The sequence below is a fragment of the Vibrio sp. D417a genome, assembly GCF_030248595.1.
Lineage (GTDB): Bacteria > Pseudomonadota > Gammaproteobacteria > Enterobacterales > Vibrionaceae > Vibrio > Vibrio alginolyticus.
In genome coordinates, this window is sequence record NZ_JAHGAM010000011.1 from 137,632 (window position 1) to 156,982 (window position 19,351).

Annotated in this window: 16 protein-coding genes; 9 read left to right on the forward strand and 7 right to left on the reverse strand. The window is 44.3% G+C overall.

The genetic code is table 11. From position 1 onward, the window contains the following. Positions 1 to 877 precede the first annotated feature (877 nt). From KI742_RS12445 to KI742_RS12465, 5 genes are all read left to right on the forward strand, one after another. The gene (locus KI742_RS12445) at positions 878 to 1,732 is read left to right on the forward strand and encodes an MIP/aquaporin family protein (protein WP_005380195.1); all 855 of its coding nucleotides are present in this window, start codon (positions 878 to 880) and stop codon (positions 1,730 to 1,732) included. A gap of 59 nt (positions 1,733 to 1,791) precedes the next feature. After that, complete coding sequence (gene glpK, locus KI742_RS12450; protein ID WP_005380193.1) at positions 1,792 to 3,309, forward strand: glycerol kinase GlpK; 1,518 nt, start codon at positions 1,792 to 1,794, stop codon at positions 3,307 to 3,309. 158 nt (positions 3,310 to 3,467) lie between these two features. Further along, positions 3,468 to 4,259: a DeoR/GlpR family transcriptional regulator gene (locus tag KI742_RS12455; protein ID WP_005380192.1), complete on the forward strand. Its 792-nt coding sequence runs from the start codon at positions 3,468 to 3,470 to the stop codon at positions 4,257 to 4,259. A gap of 176 nt (positions 4,260 to 4,435) precedes the next feature. After that, complete coding sequence (gene glpD, locus KI742_RS12460; protein WP_005391703.1) at positions 4,436 to 5,995, forward strand: glycerol-3-phosphate dehydrogenase; 1,560 nt, start codon at positions 4,436 to 4,438, stop codon at positions 5,993 to 5,995. 275 nt (positions 5,996 to 6,270) lie between these two features. Next, complete coding sequence (locus KI742_RS12465) at positions 6,271 to 7,224, forward strand: CorA family divalent cation transporter (RefSeq protein ID WP_005391702.1); 954 nt, start codon at positions 6,271 to 6,273, stop codon at positions 7,222 to 7,224. 73 nt (positions 7,225 to 7,297) lie between these two features. Here the strand turns inward: KI742_RS12465 and KI742_RS12470 are convergent, their stop codons facing one another. Further along, positions 7,298 to 8,482 (reverse strand): NnrS family protein, encoded by a 1,185-nt coding sequence (locus tag KI742_RS12470; protein WP_285385493.1) that lies wholly within the window; start codon positions 8,480 to 8,482, stop codon positions 7,298 to 7,300. Positions 8,483 to 8,664: 182 nt separating this feature from the next. Between KI742_RS12470 and KI742_RS12475 the strand changes: the two genes are divergently transcribed. Continuing rightward, positions 8,665 to 9,216 carry a gamma-glutamylcyclotransferase family protein gene (locus tag KI742_RS12475; protein WP_042521366.1) on the forward strand — a complete coding sequence of 184 codons (552 nt, stop codon included), beginning with the start codon at positions 8,665 to 8,667 and terminating at the stop codon, positions 9,214 to 9,216. 38 nt (positions 9,217 to 9,254) lie between these two features. On the opposite strand, the gene KI742_RS12480 is transcribed toward KI742_RS12475, so the two are convergent. Beyond that, the gene (locus KI742_RS12480; RefSeq protein ID WP_285385491.1) at positions 9,255 to 9,851 is read right to left on the reverse strand and encodes an outer membrane beta-barrel protein; all 597 of its coding nucleotides are present in this window, start codon (positions 9,849 to 9,851) and stop codon (positions 9,255 to 9,257) included. A gap of 427 nt (positions 9,852 to 10,278) precedes the next feature. Between KI742_RS12480 and ebgR the strand changes: the two genes are divergently transcribed. Next, positions 10,279 to 11,265 carry a transcriptional regulator EbgR gene (gene ebgR, locus KI742_RS12485; RefSeq protein ID WP_213901501.1) on the forward strand — a complete coding sequence of 329 codons (987 nt, stop codon included), beginning with the start codon at positions 10,279 to 10,281 and terminating at the stop codon, positions 11,263 to 11,265. A 169-nt stretch (positions 11,266 to 11,434) separates the two neighbouring features. On the opposite strand, the gene KI742_RS12490 is transcribed toward ebgR, so the two are convergent. Beyond that, positions 11,435 to 12,376 (reverse strand): LysR family transcriptional regulator, encoded by a 942-nt coding sequence (locus tag KI742_RS12490; protein WP_213894060.1) that lies wholly within the window; start codon positions 12,374 to 12,376, stop codon positions 11,435 to 11,437. A 93-nt stretch (positions 12,377 to 12,469) separates the two neighbouring features. Between KI742_RS12490 and chrA the strand changes: the two genes are divergently transcribed. Further along, entirely contained in the window at positions 12,470 to 13,609 is a 1,140-nt protein-coding gene (gene chrA, locus KI742_RS12495; protein WP_203346969.1) for a chromate efflux transporter, read from the forward strand. Positions 13,610 to 13,722: 113 nt separating this feature from the next. After that, complete coding sequence (locus KI742_RS12500) at positions 13,723 to 14,838, forward strand: phosphatase PAP2 family protein (RefSeq protein WP_137282333.1); 1,116 nt, start codon at positions 13,723 to 13,725, stop codon at positions 14,836 to 14,838. A 100-nt stretch (positions 14,839 to 14,938) separates the two neighbouring features. Here KI742_RS12500 and KI742_RS12505 read toward each other — a convergent pair whose 3' ends face one another. Genes KI742_RS12505 through KI742_RS12520 form a run of 4 tightly spaced genes read right to left on the reverse strand, consistent with a single transcriptional unit; the run spans position 14,939 to position 19,340 of the window. Beyond that, on the reverse strand, positions 14,939 to 15,952 hold the full coding sequence (locus KI742_RS12505) for a lipopolysaccharide assembly protein LapB (protein WP_005386465.1): 1,014 nt from the start codon (positions 15,950 to 15,952) through the stop codon (positions 14,939 to 14,941). Positions 15,953 to 15,972: 20 nt separating this feature from the next. Then, entirely contained in the window at positions 15,973 to 16,914 is a 942-nt protein-coding gene (locus KI742_RS12510) for a type II secretion system F family protein (protein ID WP_213876220.1), read from the reverse strand. A 2-nt stretch (positions 16,915 to 16,916) separates the two neighbouring features. After that, positions 16,917 to 17,885 (reverse strand): type II secretion system F family protein, encoded by a 969-nt coding sequence (locus KI742_RS12515; RefSeq protein ID WP_213876218.1) that lies wholly within the window; start codon positions 17,883 to 17,885, stop codon positions 16,917 to 16,919. Between the two features lie 9 nt (positions 17,886 to 17,894). Then, positions 17,895 to 19,340 (reverse strand): CpaF family protein, encoded by a 1,446-nt coding sequence (locus KI742_RS12520; protein ID WP_046875025.1) that lies wholly within the window; start codon positions 19,338 to 19,340, stop codon positions 17,895 to 17,897. Between the last annotated feature and the right edge of the window lie 11 nt (positions 19,341 to 19,351).

The following is a 19,351-nucleotide window of genomic DNA, read 5'->3' on the forward strand; positions in this document are numbered from 1 at the left end:
ATGCGATGGTAAAAACACAAAAGGAGCGAACGAAACAAAATAAATCTTCGTTCGAAAGCTCATGAATTGTATGGAGTTAGGATTTTATTTCTGTGACAAATGTTGCACATGGATTAAATATAAGTAAATACAGTAAATTATATGAGCATTAATTAGATCATCGTTCAACTTTACTCAAGATTCGTTAATATGAAACTGATGTTCAAACCTCTCACTTGAGCATTCCAATTCGAAACCTTTGAAACAAAGGCTCGAATTAGAACATAAACTAACCGTAAAAAGGGCGATTTACGCCTGCCCTACTCGCTCCGAACCAACTAATAACTAAAAAGCTGAAAAACGATCACGTTTAGCATCAAACGAAATAAAAAAAACAATTTTTATTTGAATACAAGCCGAAGCAATGATTCACAAACACAAGACATTAACAGCGTTTATTCTCTTATCAACTCATCCTATTGGTACCAATGGGATGACGATTGTTTCTAAAAGTCCAAACATGACAGCGTATTTTTTATATCACTGCTATCCCTTGATACATTTGACATTCCGCTACTCCTTTAGGGTTAATTGCTACACAAGTTCTGTGCAATAAATCTCCAAGCACGTAGCAGCTTCACAAAACTCCTCTTACCAGTTGTGCATTCTTTTTCACATCGGTAATTTGAGCGCTCTCAACACTGGCCTCGTGACAAATAAATTATTTTCGTTGTGTTCTTTTCCGGTTAAAAGATGCGCCATTTAACAAAAACGAAGACTTTGATTAACAAATTTATGCTCAAACGCTCATTTTTAACGCTCGTTTGTTTTCGCAAACGTTTATGTATGCACAATAGTATCGTGCTAGACAGGCAAAAATGATCAAAGGACTTTTAACATGACAACGAACAAACACCCCTCTCTGCTCGGAGAATGTTTGGCCGAGTTTATCGGTACAGGACTACTTATTTTCTTCGGCGTAGGCTGTGTTGCAGCCTTAGTTCTAACAGGCGCATCATTTGGACAATGGGAAATCAGTATTGTATGGGGCTTCGGTGTCGCCATCGCTATTTACTGTACGGCTGGCGTCTCTGGTGCACACATCAACCCTGCCGTTACCATCGCACTTGCTATGTTCCATGGTTTTGATAAGGCGAAAGTGGTGCCATACATTATCGCTCAAATGCTTGGGGCATTCTGTTCTGCTGCATTGGTATACAGCTTATACAGCAACCTTTTCACCGACTACGAAATCGCTCATAACTTCGTTCGCAGCAGCCAAGATGCACTAGCAACTGCTGGTATCTTCTCAACCTATCCGCATGCCTCCCTCTCTTTCTTTGGTGCTTTTGCTGTGGAATTCGTTATCACTGCTGTGCTGATGTTTGCGATTCTGGCTCTGGGCGATGAAAATAACGGCGCAGCACGTGGCGCAATGAACCCTCTATTGATCGGTATTTTGATTGCCGTCATCGGTGGTTCACTTGGCCCACTAACAGGCTTTGCGATGAACCCAGCTCGTGACTTTGGACCGAAGCTGTTCGCTTACTTCGCAGGTTGGGATTACGCTCTGACAGGTGCTAAAGACATTCCTTACTTTATCGTGCCTTTACTTGCTCCGATTGCAGGTGCGTGTTTTGGTGGTTGGTTGTATCCAAAAGCGATTGCAGCTTACCTTCCACAACAAGGCCACGGTTGTACGATTCCAAACCAATGTGAGACGGAAGAAGAAACAGAAGAAGCTAGAGCTTAAAACTGACGTAACTCGAACATTTACTAAAATATAAATAACGAAACAAAAGGATTCTTACCATGACTGAGCAAAAATACATTGTTGCCCTGGACCAAGGTACAACAAGCTCTCGCGCAGTGATTCTTGATCACGATGCGAACATCGTAAGCGTCGCGCAACGCGAATTTACTCAGATTTATCCAGAAGCTGGTTGGGTTGAACATGATCCAATGGAGATCTGGGCAACACAAAGCTCTACTTTAGTAGAAGCTCTAGCTAAGTCTGGCATCCGTAGCGACCAATTAGCGGCTATCGGTATTACTAACCAGCGTGAAACGACCATCGTCTGGAACAAAGAAACAGGTAAACCCGTTTACAATGCGATCGTATGGCAATGTCGCCGTACTGCTGATATCTGTGAAGATTTAAAAGCACGCGGTCTCGAAAACTATGTACGTGACAACACTGGTTTGGTGCTTGACCCTTACTTCTCAGGTACCAAAGTTAAATGGATTCTGGACAATGTTGAAGGCGCACGAGAAGACGCAGAAGCAGGCAAGCTGTTGTTTGGTACTGTCGATACTTGGTTAGTTTGGAAGATGACTCAAGGTCGCGTTCACGTAACCGACTACACTAATGCATCGCGTACCATGCTGTTTAACATCAACGATCTATGTTGGGATCAAAAAATGTTAGATGAGCTTGGCATTCCAGCATCTATGATGCCAGAAGTGAAGCGCTCATCGGAAATTTACGGTAAAACCAACATCGGTGGTAAAGGCGGTACTCGTATTCCTATTTCTGGAATCGCAGGTGACCAACAAGCGGCGCTTTACGGCCAAATGTGTGTTGAAGCGGGTCAAGCGAAAAACACTTACGGTACGGGTTGTTTCTTGCTAATGAATACGGGCCAAGAAAAAGTCACTTCGACACATGGTCTTCTAACAACTTTGGCTTGTGGTCCTGCAGGCGAACCAGCTTATGCACTTGAAGGCGCCGTATTCATGGGTGGAGCTTCTATCCAATGGCTACGCGATGAATTGAAAATCCTAAACGGTGCAGAAGACTCTGAATACTTCGCGACAAAAGTGGATACATCAAACGGCGTTTATGTCGTGCCTGCATTTACTGGTTTAGGCGCACCATACTGGGATGCCTACGCACGTGGCACGATTGTCGGCCTTACTCGCGGTGTGAATTCAAACCATATCATCCGTGCAACATTGGAAGGCATCGCTTATCAAACTCGTGACGTACTGGATGCGATGCAAGCTGACTCAGGCATTAAGCTTGCGAACCTTCGCGTCGATGGTGGTGCAGTAGCGAACAACTTCCTAATGCAATTCCAATCCGATGTATTGAACACAGAAGTACACCGCCCTCAAGTAACTGAGGTTACCGCTCTTGGTGCAGCCTACCTTGCCGGCCTTGCCGTTGGTTACTGGGATAGCATTGATGAGTTGCAGAATAAAGCGGTACTTGATCGCACCTTTGAGCCACACGATGATGAAGAAAAACGCAATCGTCGTTACAAGGGTTGGAAGCGTGCAGTGAAATGTGCACAAACCTGGTCTGAACTTCACGACGAAGAAGATTAATCTCATCTCCATAAGAAAAAAGAGCGCCATTTGTGCGCTCTTTTTGCGCTTTATCCCCGATTCCTGAACTCGCTTACTTCTCACAACGAGCAAATTCGAGCACAATAGAGCTTCGAATTTGAAGCATTGGCCGTTACCAATGCACAAGGGAGTGGTAAGTGAAGCAAATACCTCGACACCAGCAGATTGTTGAGCTGGTGAAAAAACAAGGCTATGTCAGCACGGATGAGTTGGTAGAAAGATTCAATGTCAGCCCACAAACCATCCGACGCGATCTCAATGAACTCGCCGATGACAACAAAATTCGTCGTTATCACGGTGGAGCCACTATTCCTCTCAGTTCTGAAAACACATCTTACAACACGCGTAAAGCGCTCAACTTCAATGAAAAAGATGTCATTGCAGACGAGGTAGTCAAACACATTCCAGATGGTGCCACACTATTCATCGATATTGGCACCACACCAGAAGCAGTTGCGCGAGCGCTCAATAAAAACCATAAACAGTTGCGTGTTGTCACCAACAACATCAATGTTGCGACCATTCTTTTCCCTAACCCTGAAATCAAAGTCATCTTAGCGGGTGGAGAAGTCCGCAGCAGAGACGGCGGTATTGTTGGCGAGGCTACCCTCGATTTCGTTAAACAGTTCCGTCTCGACTTTGGTATTCTCGGCATTAGCGGTATCGACTTCGATGGCTCGCTATTAGACTTTGATTACCACGAAGTCCGGGTAAAACAAGCGATCATTGACAATAGCCGTAGTGTATTTCTTGCCGTAGACCACACCAAGTTCGGGCGCAATGCTATGGTGAAACTAGGCAATATTGCACAGCTCAACATGATCTTTACCAATAAGCAGCCACCAGAAGAAATCTTGTCAATTTTGAAGGAAGCTTCTATCCCACTTGAAGTGGTTGAAGCTAACGAATCAAACTCCGAAAACGAGTAACGTCAATCGTATAATTCCCCCTCAAATGACCTCTGTCTTAATTAGACAGAGGTTTTTTTGTGTCTAAATCACACAAAACGCTCACAAACGAAAATAATAGATGATCACAAACGAAACCTGAGCTAGGATTACATTATGTTCTAAAATGCTCGTTCGCTCACCAAGAGGTCAAATTTATGAGTATACAAAATAATGCTTCCACTACTAGCTCATCCACTACCTTAGACTTGATCGTAATCGGTGGCGGCATTAACGGAGCTGGTATTGCGGCAGACGCAGCAGGCCGAGGTTTGAGTGTTGGCTTATATGAAGCACATGACTTCGCATCTGCGACTTCTTCAGCAAGTTCTAAACTGATACACGGCGGTTTACGCTACCTTGAACACTACGAGTTTCGTTTAGTTTCGGAAGCGCTCGCAGAGCGTGAGGTTATTCTTCGTAAAGCACCACACGTCGCATTACCAATGCGTTTCCGTTTACCGCATCGCCCATTCCTACGCCCAGCTTGGATGATTCGTTGTGGCCTTTTCCTTTACGATAACTTGGGTAAACGTACGACGCTGCAAGGCAGTAAAACCGTCAACCTTGCGAAATCTGGCTTGCTAAAACCAGAGATGAAAACGGGTTTCGAATACTCTGACTGTTGGGTTGATGATGCACGTTTAGTATTACTGAACGTTCTTGCGGCTCGCGAAAACCATGCTGAAGTGCGTAACTACTGCCGCGTGGAAAAAGCACACCGTGAAGGTGGTATCTGGCACGTTACTATTCACGATGTGATGACAGACCAACGTTTCGAACGTAAAGCGAAAGCGTTAGTCAATGCTGCGGGGCCTTGGGTAAAACAGTTCTTTGATGATGGATTAGAGCAAGCCTCTCCTCGTAACATTCGCTTAATCAAAGGCTCGCACATCGTTGTTCCTCGTATCCACAACGAACCGCAAGCCTACATCCTTCAAAACAAAGACAATCGCATCGTATTTATGATTCCTTACTTAGATAAGTTCTCAATCATTGGTACAACAGATGTGGAATACAAAGGTGACCCTCGTGAAGTGTCGATCTCAGATGACGAAGTCGATTACCTCATTGATATCGTAAACCAACACTTTGTCCACCAGTTGACTCGCGAAGATGTAGTTTGGACATACAGTGGTGTTCGTCCTTTATGTGACGATGAATCTGACTCTCCGCAAGCAATCACACGAGACTACACGCTAGAGCTCGATGCGGAATACGACCATGCACCTCTGCTTTCTGTTTTTGGTGGTAAGTTAACGACCTACCGTAAGTTAGGTGAAGCAGCAATGAAGAAACTTGCTCCGTTCCTACCTGAAATGGGTAAAGACTGGACGGCCAACCAAACCCTTCCTGGTGGTAACTTCAGCTGTAGTCGTGAACAATTAGCTAAACAAATTCACGCTAAATACACTTGGGCGCCAGAAGCATTGATTCTTCGTTATGTCACACAGTTTGGTACCCAAACGTGGAACTTAATGGAAGGTACAACAAGTGAAGCTGACTTAGGACAAACGTTCTCGACACAAGCCGGTGGTGTTTACCAACGTGAGATCGATTACTTAATGAACCATGAAATGGCAATGACCGATGAAGACATTTTATGGCGCCGTACTAAGCTTGGTCTTTACATGAACGAGGAAGAAAAACAGGCCTTAACGGACTATTTAAAGAAAAAGCTACAACAGAAAGTGGTTAATCTTTCTCAAGTTGGCTAACAGCTCCCCTCCCTCCCCCACAATAAAGCCTGCTTAGTTGCAGGCTTTTTGTTTTGTTGTTTAAGCACAACACCTTGGTGCGCTCCACTCGATTGCAAATAAGAACAACTATTCATAGACATTTGGCGTTAAATACAATCATACTCATTTGAAAAATAATGCATCAATGACTTCAGAGTACCGTACTCAGAGTATTGCCTCTGTATGGCAAGGCAATTCTCGCGAAAGAAGTATCTTGAGGTTATTTTGGTATCGGCTCAAACAAGGAAAAGAAAATGGGTTTTATGATTGAACATTGGGACTTCTCAACCCCAGAAGCAACTCAACAATCCACCACGGCAGAGCAAATTCAAGCTAAGCATTGGTACCATTGCGAACGGCTGCATCCTGATATTCGTGGTTGGCTGGAGCAGAACCAAGTGCCTCGTGCAACGGTTGATCATCTATTAGCCGACGAAAGCCGACCATCTTTCCATCCTTTAGATGACGAGAACTTCATGTTGATTTTACGAGGCGTCAATATGAACGGCAATGCATCACCAGAAGATATGCTTAGTATTCGAATTCTCTACTTTCAAGGCGCACTCATTTCAACTCGTAAAATTCCATCACGCGCGATCATGGAGATTCGCCAAGCATTAGCGGAACACAAAGGCCCAAAAAGTCTTGCCAGTTTACTTCATCAGATCATTGAAGGATTAAACAGTAAAATAGACATTTACCTTGATACAATTGAAGAAACACTAAACCAGTTCGATGTGAATGATGAATCGACGTACAAACATATGGCGACTCAAAAAGCGCTGATTTCTATCAAGCGTTTTATTCGCCCTCAGCAGTACGCTATCCGTGATCTTGTGGAGTCAGAATCAGAATTGATTGCTTTGAGACCTCATCAATATCGCTTCGCACACAATAATATTACGCGCATAAATGAAACACTTGAGTTTTATCTTGGAGAAGTGGCGCTTTTCCAAGAAGAGATCAAACATCATCGTGATGAGAAAACCAATAAAAACAGTTACCTGTTTACTTTGGTAGCAACGATTTTTCTACCAACCAGCTTCTTAACAGGTTTACTCGGCATCAATGTTGGTGGAATGCCAGGTGTGGAATCCACCATGGCATTCACCTGGTTCTGCATCGCCTTAATTGTCATTTTTGGTCTAGAGTGGTGGCTATTTAAACGCTTGGGGCTCACGAATAAAGCAGACGACGAAGACGAATAAACACTAAACCTATAAAGAACAAAAACCAAAAGAGGAGCACGCGGCTCCTCTTTTCTCTACTCACATTAGAATCTTATCCGGGGTGACCATCCACACGAGGGGTCACAAGCATCACACCAAAGCGCCACACAAATAGCCCAAACGCAACAATCCATAATCCGCCGCTGATATCAATCCACAGCATCATGTTCGCTGGGTCAAAGATCACGGCGAAACTGCGAACCAAAGCTGCCGCGGTAATCGCTGCAAACGCAAGGCTCATGTTTGGTCCTTTGTAGATCATGCGACCAGTATGTCCCATCGTCACCCGTGCAATCATCGCTAAAATCAAACCGCCTAACGCACCTATCGCAAACAGGTGAATGAGGTTATGGCTGGCAAATGCATCTCCCCAGACGCCTCGCAAAATTAAGCTTAGTGGTAAACACAAATACGCAGCATGCAGCGACCACACTAAAGGCTCGCTCAGGGTTAACCAAGGTTTCCAGCGAACAAAACGCACCAACTGAGCAACACCTGCAAACAACATCAAAGGACTACCTAGTTCTGCAAACGTCACAGGGAAAAAGCTCAGCACAAATAGCATTACCAACGGCAAATTCGCGAGCCACTCTAACCAAGCCAATGGTTGCGCTTTTTCGAAATTAAATCGACGCGCAGTAAAAAATGGAATCACACGTCCACCCATCACTGACAACAGCAAGGTAAACCACCACAGCATTGCTTGCCACACCGCTGAAGAGCTAAAGGGCGGCATACCTTTTATCGTTGCGTAGCTTGCAAAGTTCGCAAAGATGGCCAAAAGAAACAGTGGAACGAAAAACAAATTACGCCAACCTTTGGCTCGATACACACGAATGCCCACCTCATAGGCGACAAACAGTAAAAATACCGCTTCGATACTGCTGGTTAACCATAACGGTGCTGGTGTCCAAAGCAATACGCGGGGCACTAACCACAAGCCAAATAAAGCCAGAAGCATGTAATGCTTGGTACCATTAATGCCAGTCCAGTTTTGTACCGCGGTCAGTACAAAGCCAACTACAATGGCCATCGAAAAACCGAACAACATTTCATGTACATGCCACCACAATGCAGGCACAGCTAATGCGTTTGGCTGTCCGCCTTGGAACATCCACACCCACAACGCAATCGCAACAATGGCGTAAATCGACCCAAACAGAAAAAACGGCCGAAAGCCTAATCGCAGCCATGCGGGGATTTTTTCTTCTACTTTTTTATCGGTGATATTCAGCATTATCTTGCCCTCAAGCGTCTCTCGATGCTGGTTAACTCAACTACATATTGATGCTACCATAAACATGTATAAAAAATACATGTTTATAATTAAGATTATACTTAAGAGGTAAAGTTGTGCTTCAGATGCGGGTTAGGTATAAACATGAGAGGCACAACTATCAGTTAAGGGATGCAACGACAATGTACATATTTGGCTATGGCAGTTTGATTAATTCTGCGTCACGTAAATTAACCGGACAAACGGGAGAAGCCATTCCCGTCATAGCACATGGGTTGGTTCGCTACTGGGGGAAGATTGACGACAGTTACAGCCTCTCTCCATTAGTGGTGAACCAAGGCGATGGACAGGTTAATGGCGTTTTACTCGAAGTGAATAAAGAAGCGCTCGCAGAATTCGATCGCCGTGAACGCGGCTACCATCGTATTCAACTTCAGCCAGATCAAATCGAAACAGATGCGAGTTTTAACCAAGAACATGACATTTGGGTTTACGTAAAAGACGAGCCACTACCACCATGCGCAAAGAGCCCAATCATGCAAAGTTATGTTGATACCGTGCTGGCAGGTTGCTTAGAAGTATCTCATGCGTTTGCAGAGCATTTTGTGCGTCACACCATTGGCTGGCAACACGCGAAAGAAAATGACCGCCACCAACCCAAATATGGCAACCTTGCAGGCGTACAAGATCACCATTATGAGTTGATTGATAATCTGATCAAAAAAGGAGCCTAACGGCTCCTTTTTAGTATCTATGTTTTGCTTACGCGAGCTTAAAACTTGTAATCAACGCCAACGTATAGGCTGTCAAAATCAAATTCAAGATCGCCACCACCTTCAACATCGATGGTTACTGTAGAAGCACGGTAGCCACCAGAAACAACCAGACCTGAAGCAAATTCATAACCCACTTCAGCACCATAGTTAAAGCCAGCATCGCTACCATCAGTCTTACCAGTGAAACCAGAAAGGTTTGATTTTGCCTCTAAATCAACCCCAGTTACACCTAGACCAACAACAGCACCAACATAAAAACCAGTGCCAGAGAATTGGTACTTAGGTTTAGCATTAAGGTTGAATGAATAACCTTCAACAGTAGCTTCTAACCAATTACCCGCGCCCGATGCTTTTTCTTCGAAGCTACCGTAGTAAATGTACTCACCTTCTAAAGCCAATTTGAAGTTTTCTGAATATTGCAGCTCTTTACCTACCGCAATACCCAAACCTGTAGCTGAAGAGCTGTAAGAGTGACCTTCAACTTCAAGATCAGAGTTAAGAATATCTGCGCCAACATACCAGTTACCTTTTGCTTGAACTGACGTTGAAGCAACCACTGCACCTAAAGCCAATAATGGCAATACTTTTTTCATTATAATTTCCTAATTTTTCATACTGTTAGACAGCTTTTAAAAGCGCGGAGATTATAAAAGGAGTTGAATACTTTCCTATTGATTTGTTTATAAAATGAGACACAAAACATAAACATGAACAATAAAACGTTTGCTTGATTAAACTCTAAACAGCTCGAGTCCTATTAAGTACTAGAGTTACCACAAGTAGCAAGTTTCCAAACCAGTCGCGTTTTTCAGTATTTTTACAGCAATATAATCCTTACGTTTACGGCTTTATTTATTACTCAATAGAGTGTATTTCATGAAAACAAGTTGGCTTGATATGCTGATTTAAAGTGTTTAGGACTGTCTTACTAAAGGTTTGTGCATCTCTAAGTAGCTGTTTAAAATAGTCAGATTATTGAGCTCACACTTGGGCAGTGAGCAGTGCCGACGGGAAATTTACATGGCAAAGCTAAAAGATATCGCCATTGAAGCGGGCGTCTCACTTGCAACCGTATCGCGGGTTTTGAACAACGACCCAACGTTGAGCGTTAAAGAAGAAACCAAATACCGCATTTTGGAAATTGCAGAAAAACTGGAGTACCGCACCAGTAGCTCGAAGAAAGGCATCAAAGAAGCTAAGCAAAAACATCACTTTTTAGCCTTATATAACTACAAACAAGAAACAGAGGTGAATGACCCTTACTACTTATCAATTCGTCATGGGATTGAAACGCAATGCGACAAATTAGGTATTACGCTAACCAATTGCTATAACAGTGAAATTGATGTTGAAACGAAAAAGATAACAGGTGTCCTTTTAGTCGGAAATGTCGACCAAAAGGTAGTAGATAAATTACCTAAACGTCTAGCCGATAGCATCTGCTACATAAACTTTTCAGATCCAACCTGCCCTTATGATTGCGTTGATGTCGACCTTATTCGAATCAGTAAGCAAGTAGTTGATTTCTTTGTACAACGAGGCTACCGCCGCATCGGTTATATTGGCGGTCAAGACAAGCCCGACGCAGCTGACACTCGTGAAAATGTGTTTTTGGACTATGGCTATCTAAAAGGCGTGGTCGCAGAACAAGATATACACTATTGTGCCTGCTCTAGTTTGTCCGGTTATAACTTAGCGAAAGAGATGCTAGCCAAAGGTGACTTCCCGAAAGCAGTATTCATTGATTCAGACTCCATCGCGATTGGCATAGTACGTGCAATCCATGAATTTGGCTTAAAGATACCAGAGGATATTACGTTGATTAGTATGAATGATATTCCTACTGCTCGCTTTACCTTTCCGCCGTTGTCTACAATTCGTATTCACTCTGAGTTGATGGGAACTCAGGGAGTGAACTTACTGGTGGAAAAATACCGAGATGGACGCTTACTCCCTCTTCATGTATACGTGCAAACAGAGCTTAAACTACGTGGTACAACTCAATGATACCTTTTCCATTAATCTCTTTTACGAATTAAACCTGGAACCCCCCCCCTAACCCAAGACATTCATTTTGCACAATCAGTACTGTTTCGGTGTAACGCCGATAACTCAGCGGGTAGTAAGAAGTTCAACAACAAATCACTCTAAGCACCATGAGTGCCCCAAATGTTTATCATTTAGAGGTGATGGTCGAAGAAACCAGCTCGCGTAGCCAAATGCCTTTGTCTTCATTGTTTCGGCTGGAATGCCACAGCATAGCAATATCAAAATCCGCAACGGCGATCGGCGGCTTAACGGTAACGAGATCGTCCGAAAAGCCCTCCGCCAATGCCATTTTTTCTGGCACGATGGCAATGAGATCGCGTTTTTTCAATAGATGCCGAATAGTGAGAAAGTTGCGCGACGCCACGGTGACTTTGCGGCTCAAGCCATGTTCTGCAAGCTTTTGGTCTACTTGTGTCTTTAAGCTCCCATCGGGACTTACCAGAGCTTGCTCGATGTTCGCGAACGCTTCCAGAGACAGCTGTGTTTCCCCTTTCAACACCTGTTTATCACACATGCACACGTGTTTTTCGGTGTACAAGTACAAGCTCTCAAAGTTGTCATCCAACACTGGCATGCTGCCAATAATGACATCGATCTTTTCGTGCTCAGTTAATGCCACGTAGTTGCTACGATTGACGTTAATAAAACTGATCTGGGCCTCTGGTGCGCGCTGGCGTATTTCGTCATAAAGCCGAGGAGCAAAAATAAACTCGGCATAATCCGTTAATCCAATGCGACATACACCCGCATAATTTTTAGGTTGGAAGGCAGACTTAGTGAGCAAGTCTTTGGCGATAGAATCCAACAAGTGATGCACAGTTGGCGCGATGTGGTGAGCGTGCTCGGTGGGCTCCATCTTGTGCCCTTTTCGCTCAAAAAGCGGGTCGTCAAACAACAACCTTAAACGAGACAAACTATGACTCATCGCCGACTGACTAACGTAACTTTTCTCTGCCGCGACGCTAACGCTTCGATAGCGATACAAGTAGGAAAACGTCACCAATAAGTTCAAGTCAATGTTGCGCCACTGAATGTCCTCTTTCACTCCAACATCCTCATCCCATTTCATTTCATTCATAGATGAAATTAAAATCATCAATTTGAGTCATTTTAGAGCATTCGATAAATTAGCAACAATGCTTTTTAGATAAACAGGCTCGACATGTTCACCATCTTCAAAACTTTTTTCTGGCTGGGTTGGTTCAGCTTCGGCGGCCCTGCGGCTCATATTGGTTATTTTCGCCAAACATTTGTTGAGAAACTGAAATGGCTTGATGACAGCGAGTACGCGCAAATTGTCGCGCTCAGTCAGTTTTTGCCGGGACCGGGCTCAAGCCAAGTTGGCTTTGCATTGGGTTATAAACGTGGCGGTTTAGGTGGCGCATGCGCAGCATTTGTCGGATTCACGCTTCCTTCAGTGGTCATCATGTTGGCGCTGGCGATGGTGAGCAGCCAAATCACCGACACCGCAGTGTTCCAAAACATCGTTCACGGCCTAAAACTGCTCGCAGTCGTCGTCGTGGCGGATGCGACTTGGGGCATGTACAAAAACTTCTGCCAAAGTAAACTGACCGCGGGTTTGTGCGTTGCGACTGCGATTGCGTTGCTGGTGGCACCAAGCATCATGACGCAAATGTTCGTGTTGATCGCAGCAGGTTTTGTCGGTACGCGATATCTGAAGAAAGACTCCGCGCCATCAGCAGAGCCGTTTAAACCATCTATCGTGCCATTGGCTCTATTTGCGGTGCTTTTACTCGGCTTACCATTAGTGGCTCATGCGTTACCTTTGCTTGGGCTGTTTAGTGATTTTTTCCAAGCTGGTAGCTTAGTGTTTGGTGGCGGTCATGTGGTTCTGCCGCTTCTGCAAAACATTGTTGGCGACCAGCTCAGCCAAGATGCATTTTTAACAGGCTACGCCGCTGCACAAGCTGTACCAGGGCCAATGTTCACCTTTGCGACTTTTATCGGTTATGAGCTTTCGGATACGCCAATTTTAGGCGCTCTGATCGCAACGCTTGGCGTATTCCTCCCAGGTTTTCTTTTACTGCTTGGCGTTCTTAAAAACTGGCAAGCACTGGCAGGCAAACCGCTGGTCTCCGGCGCCATCAACGGTGTAAATGCCTCGGTAGTAGGGTTACTACTCGCGGCACTTTACCAGCCAGTATTTAGCAGCGCAGTTGTTGCTCCCATCGACATGGCGTTAGTGGTTGCAGGTTTTTATCTACACAAAAAGCTCAACCTATCGGTTCTGTGGATGATCGTGTTTTTTGTGGCGGCAGGCCTTGTCACGGGCATGATTTAGCCTGCTGATACGCCAACTATTGAATCCAGATAAACCACGGGCACTCAAATACGAGTGCCCGTTTTCTCAACTAAGCTTAATGATATTGGAAGGATAGAGATGACGGATCATCAATGGAACAAGACAACAATTACGAGCTCAACCTTAGCTGGCAGCAAAAAGCGTCGGCTTTACTCACATCAGTAAAGAATGAGTTATTGAACGATAAGATTTTCTACACCTATTGCTTTATCTCGACTGCTGTCATTTATCTTTGTTCTTTGTATCTCGATTTCCCTATCGATTACTCTTTTACCACTTACCTTGAAACGCTCATACAAGCTTTGTATGTCACAGGTTTAAGCTGGTGTATCTACTATTATTTCTATCTCATACTGCGCAAAGAAAAGCAGCCGGCAAAAAGATTCATACAAAAACTGAAGCATCTTATTTTTCCGCTGTACCGACCTGTATCAGTGTTTGTTTCGATGATGGCACTCAACCTGATTTTCTCTAACCACACGTTTTTGAAATCGCTGATTCCAATCATCAATCCGTTCAAGTGGGATCTGACCTTTGCGAATATTGATTCGTTGCTACACTTCGGCGTTGCTCCGTGGGAGTTGACCCATGCATTATTCTCCAATGCTTGGGCCTCATTAGGGCTAAATGTAGCCTACAACGCATGGTTTTTTTGTATGTGGGGTATACTCATCTTTTTCCTTATCTACAAAAAATACCCGTTGGTAAGGCAACAGTTTTTACTCACGTTCGCATTGTCTTGGATGATTCTTGGTGTCTTCTTCGCCACGCTGCTTTCTTCAGCAGGCCCTTGCTATGTGGAGCTTATCACTGGAGATGAACAGTTTGTTCCTCTGATGAAAACGCTCGAAGCCCAAAGCCAATATCTTACCAATGTGGACGCTGGGCAATTGTGGGCATTGCCTACACAGCAATATCTTTGGGATGAGTACATCGCGAATGCCAATGGTATTGGCTCTGGCATTTCGGCAATGCCTAGTTTGCACGTTTCCATTGCGGTTTTGATGGCGCTATCAATTTATAGACTCAACAAAACCATCGGCTACTTTGCCTACGCTTTCGCAGTCATCATTCAAATCGGTTCGGTACATTTAGCTTGGCATTATGCGATTGATGGCTACCTCGCAACACTCTTGACGGTGATGTTATGGAAGATAGTTGGTTGGGCTTTACGGCGCTATGCTTCTTACCCTGAAAGAAGAGAATGAACGGCTAATTGAACAAACACCTTTGCAACGGACTACTCCCGGTAAATGAAAAAGCCACTCTATCTTGCAGAGTGGCTTTCTTTTAAAAGGGTCTTCAAATTTATTGGAGAAGCGCGGTAGAGGTATCCCCTCGCTCTCTCACCATTGCCAATGCTCGTTCTAGGTTTTTATTTGCCAGTTCATAGTAGGCAGGGTTCTTATCAATAGCCTGTTGTAGATAAGGAATCGCCTCGCCTGGTTTGCCTTGAAGGATCAAGAAGTAACCAACATTATTGAGTGCTTCCGGCTCTGTCATGTGTCGACTAAAAATACTCAGAGCTTGTCGTGGCTGATCTTTAGCTAAAGCAATGAGACCTAAATTATTGATTCCTCTCTCATCTCCTGGCTTGATACTTAGTGCGGCTTGAGTAAAGTGCGCCGCTTTTGAGTAAGCTTTTTCCATGTAGTAGGAGTAGCCAAGGCTGACCAAAGCGTTTACGTTTCTTGAGTCAATATCCAACGCTTTTCGAATTAACGCCTGCGCAATATCGTGGTCGCCACGAATGTCGTAAAGCACACCTAGACCGGAGTAAGCAGAGACTGGTGATTTATCATCATAGCGATATGTTGCAACGCTCTCTGCAGTAATGTTGTCTTTAGTGATGGTAGGATCGCCATCCATGCGAATTTGGTCAGCATTCAAAGCGCGTATGTAGTAGCTTTTCCCAACGTCCTTTTCTCCACGCTTCGTGTATAAAGTACCAAGCTCAGTCAGGGAGCCAATATGATCGGGGTTCTCAGCCAAAGATGCTCGAAATGATTTATCGGCGAGTTCTGAATTCTCCCTAGCTAAATGGATGCGCCCCACGGTGTACAAGGTTTTATCTTTATGGACCGCATTCGGGAAAGAGAGCGAGCGAATATATTCATACAAGGCTAAGTCGACATTTTTGTTGCTTAATGCAATATCCCCTCGTGAGATTGCCTCTTCCTCTGTTTTGGGTGGTTCATCATTAGTGAGAGACTCAACGGGCTTACCTGAGTACAGCGTTGAATCGAAATCTGATGACTGTTCAGTTGTTGAACATGCGGTAAGCACCAACAACGAGATGATGACGTATTTCTTAATCCACATAACGATCCCTATTTTGCTTTTTAATTAGAAAATGCCTCAGCCAATGAAATTAACGCAGGTCCGATAGCCACTATAAAAAAGCAAGGCCAAATAAATAGCACCATTGGAAACATCATTTTGACTGGGATTTTTGCAGCAATTTCTTCTGCTGCTTGTTGACGCTTATCCCTGTAGTCTTCGGTATATTCACGCAAGGAGTTGACTAAACTCCCCCCTATTCGAGAGGCATGGCTAAGCATACTTACCAGCCCCATTAATTCTTCTAACCCTGTCCTTAATACTAGCTCCCTCAGCGCTTCTGGCATTGGTTTGCCCGCTTTAATTTTGTTGCACACCGTATCGATTTCATCGGCAAGCTCTGGGTGAGAGATAACCAGTTCATCTGCAACCCGACGCAACGCTGCATTAAAGCCAAGCCCTGATTCGGTACAAACCACCAGCAAATCAAGCATGTCGGGCACACCTGCGCGAATCGCTTGCTGACGCTTGTTCACCATTCGACGCAAAATAAAATCAGGAAATAAAAGCCCAATAAATACGGATAACGCCATATACGTGTACAGGTATTTAGATTCCGGAACCGAGAAATACACCAGTGCCGCCACCATCACACCTAAGATTGTCGTGACCGATTTAATGGCATAAAACATCGATAATGCATTGCTTTCATGAAACCCAGCATGCATCAGTTTATTGCGTGTCGTTTGGCGCTCTTTTTCACTGGTTGGGGAAGTTAGAGGCGCTAACGACTCCAATGTGTCTGCCATTTTTTTGTTGTGATGAGAGACTTCTTTCTTATCACCAGACAATTCGGCTAACTTTCGTTTAATTGGCGAGTTAAACCCAATAATTATCGAGCCTAGCGTCATCACAACCAACACTGTAGTGATGAGGATCAACCCCATAAGCAGTGTTTCTTGGCCGACAGCAAAATCGTTTAACCATCCTTGAATACTGTCCATTGCTACACCTCAATATTGACGATTTTACGAATCCAAAGCGTGGCGATAAACAACGCTACCATCCCACCAATGACCATTTTGATCCCCATTGGATGTGTGTGGAGTAACTCAATATACTCAGGTCGAACAAGGGAAATGATGACGTACAAACCAAAAGGCGCTAATACCAGTACCCATGCCGACATTCGAGATTCCGCCGAAATGGTTTTTATTTTTCGAGCGAGTTTGAAACGAGCACGTAGGATATGGGAGAGCTTTTCAATGTTTTCGACTAAGTTACCACCCGTTTCCTTTTGCAGTAACACCGCACTGGAGAAAGCAAGCATAGATACGGTAGGAGTTCTCTCCGACATTTGCATAATCGCCAAGCGGAGGTCATAACCATAGTTGAGTAAGTTAAAGGTATTCATGAACTCAGGACCAAGCGGTGCACTAACCTCTCTGCCTACTTCTCCAAAACCCTGTGTAATTGGCTGCCCTGCCTGCAAAACTCGCTTGATGATATCGAGAGCCTCTGGCAGTTGCTCTTCAAATTTCATTAAACGATCAGCAATCCTTTTCTGTATGTAGAAGTAAACAGACACCCAGCAAGCAAACGCAACACCAGCACAGAGGTACCAAACTTGCCCGAACAAGAACAGAAATAGACCAACCGCAGTCCCTCCGAGGAATGTGAGGAAAATAAACCGACTGAACCCCATGTGTATCCCAGCCAGTTCCAACTTCTTCTTAAAGTTATCGAACAGGCTAAACCTCACAAGCCATCGCTCTAATGGCGATAGATTCTTGAGCGAGTTTTCCCTTAATAAAGAAATACTCTCTTGATCAATATGTTTATGGCTTTCGTGTATCCGCTTGATTAATTGCTTATGCTTAACCTTTTTACCCGCAGAAGGCAGAATTAACGCTTGGCTAATAAAGAATACGGACAAAAACAGCAGTACAAGAAAAAGGGGGAATTGACTATCCATAGCAATCTCCTAACGGGCTTTTTCATTGAATATTTCAAATGGTACGTCTAAGCCTCGTTTTACTAATTGGTCATGGCAGCTTGGTACAATCCCTGTAGCCATGTAATCACCTAACACATTGCCTTCTTGATCGACCCCTCTTCTTTGGAAGGTGAAGATCTCCGACATGGTAATAACGTCACCTTCCATGCCATTAATTTCTTGTACGCTAACCATGCGACGTTTACCGTCTTCCTGACGATCCATTTGCACAACAATATTGATGGCAGACGCGATCTGCGCTCTCAAGTTTTTTGTCGACACATTCCACCCTGCCATCGAGAACATATTCTCAATCCGGCTCAACGCATCTCTTGGTGTATTCGCGTGGATAGTAGCCAAAGACCCATCATGGCCCGTGTTCATTGCGGATAACATATCCACCGCTTCTGAGCCACGAACCTCACCAACAACTATGCGATCGGGACGCATACGTAGTGAGTTTTTTACTAAATCACGCTGAGAAATTTCACCCTTACCCTCGATATTGGAAGGACGTGTTTCCAAACGGATAATATGTGGCTGTTGGAGTTGTAACTCTGCCGAGTCCTCAATGGTTACAATGCGTTGGTCGCTAGGAATAAAGCTCGACAAAATATTTAGCGTGGTTGTTTTACCAGAACCTGTACCTCCAGAAATCAGGATATTCATTTCCCCCACAACCGCCGCATTAAGAAACTTCGCCATTTCAGGAGACAACGATCCAAGTTCTAATAAGTTATCCATGTTCAAACGTTCAACCGCAAAACGTCGAATAGAAACTGAAGGCCCATCAATAGCAAGAGGAGGTATAATCGCATTAAAACGTGAGCCATCTTTGAGTCGAGCATCCACCATGGGTGAAGCCTCATCGATCCTTCGACCCACTTGGCTTACAATACGGTCGATAATGTTGCGCAAATGGCGTTCGTCTAAAAAGGTGTGCGGTGTTTTCTCCAACTTACCAAAACGTTCGACGAAAATATTTTTCGGGCCATTTACTAAGATATCTGAGATTGTTTGATCTTCAAGAAGTGGCTCAAGAGGCCCTAGGCCGAACACTTCATCTTCAATTTGATGTATTACGCGGTTTCGCGCTTCTGAACTCAATGGGTGTGTTTGATCTTCCGCAATGAGCTGAACAACCGCTTCGCGCAACTCCTCTTTCGCGCGATCTTCTTGCAAGTGCGATAGAAGCCCGAGATCCAAGGTATCCAGTAGTTTCTTGTGGTAGTAGTGTTTTATCGAGAGATCTTGTTCTAATTGCTTTTTCTGCTCCTCGATCGCTTTCATCTTGGCTTCTACCGGCGACAAAGACTTTTGCTCATCTGACGTGTCTTCATCAGATTTTGCCAACTCGACATTCACAACTTTGGATTCTTTTGTTTCATCTACGGAATTGAAAGAACTCCCGACGCCTTTCCGTTTGAAAAACATAACTCCCCCTT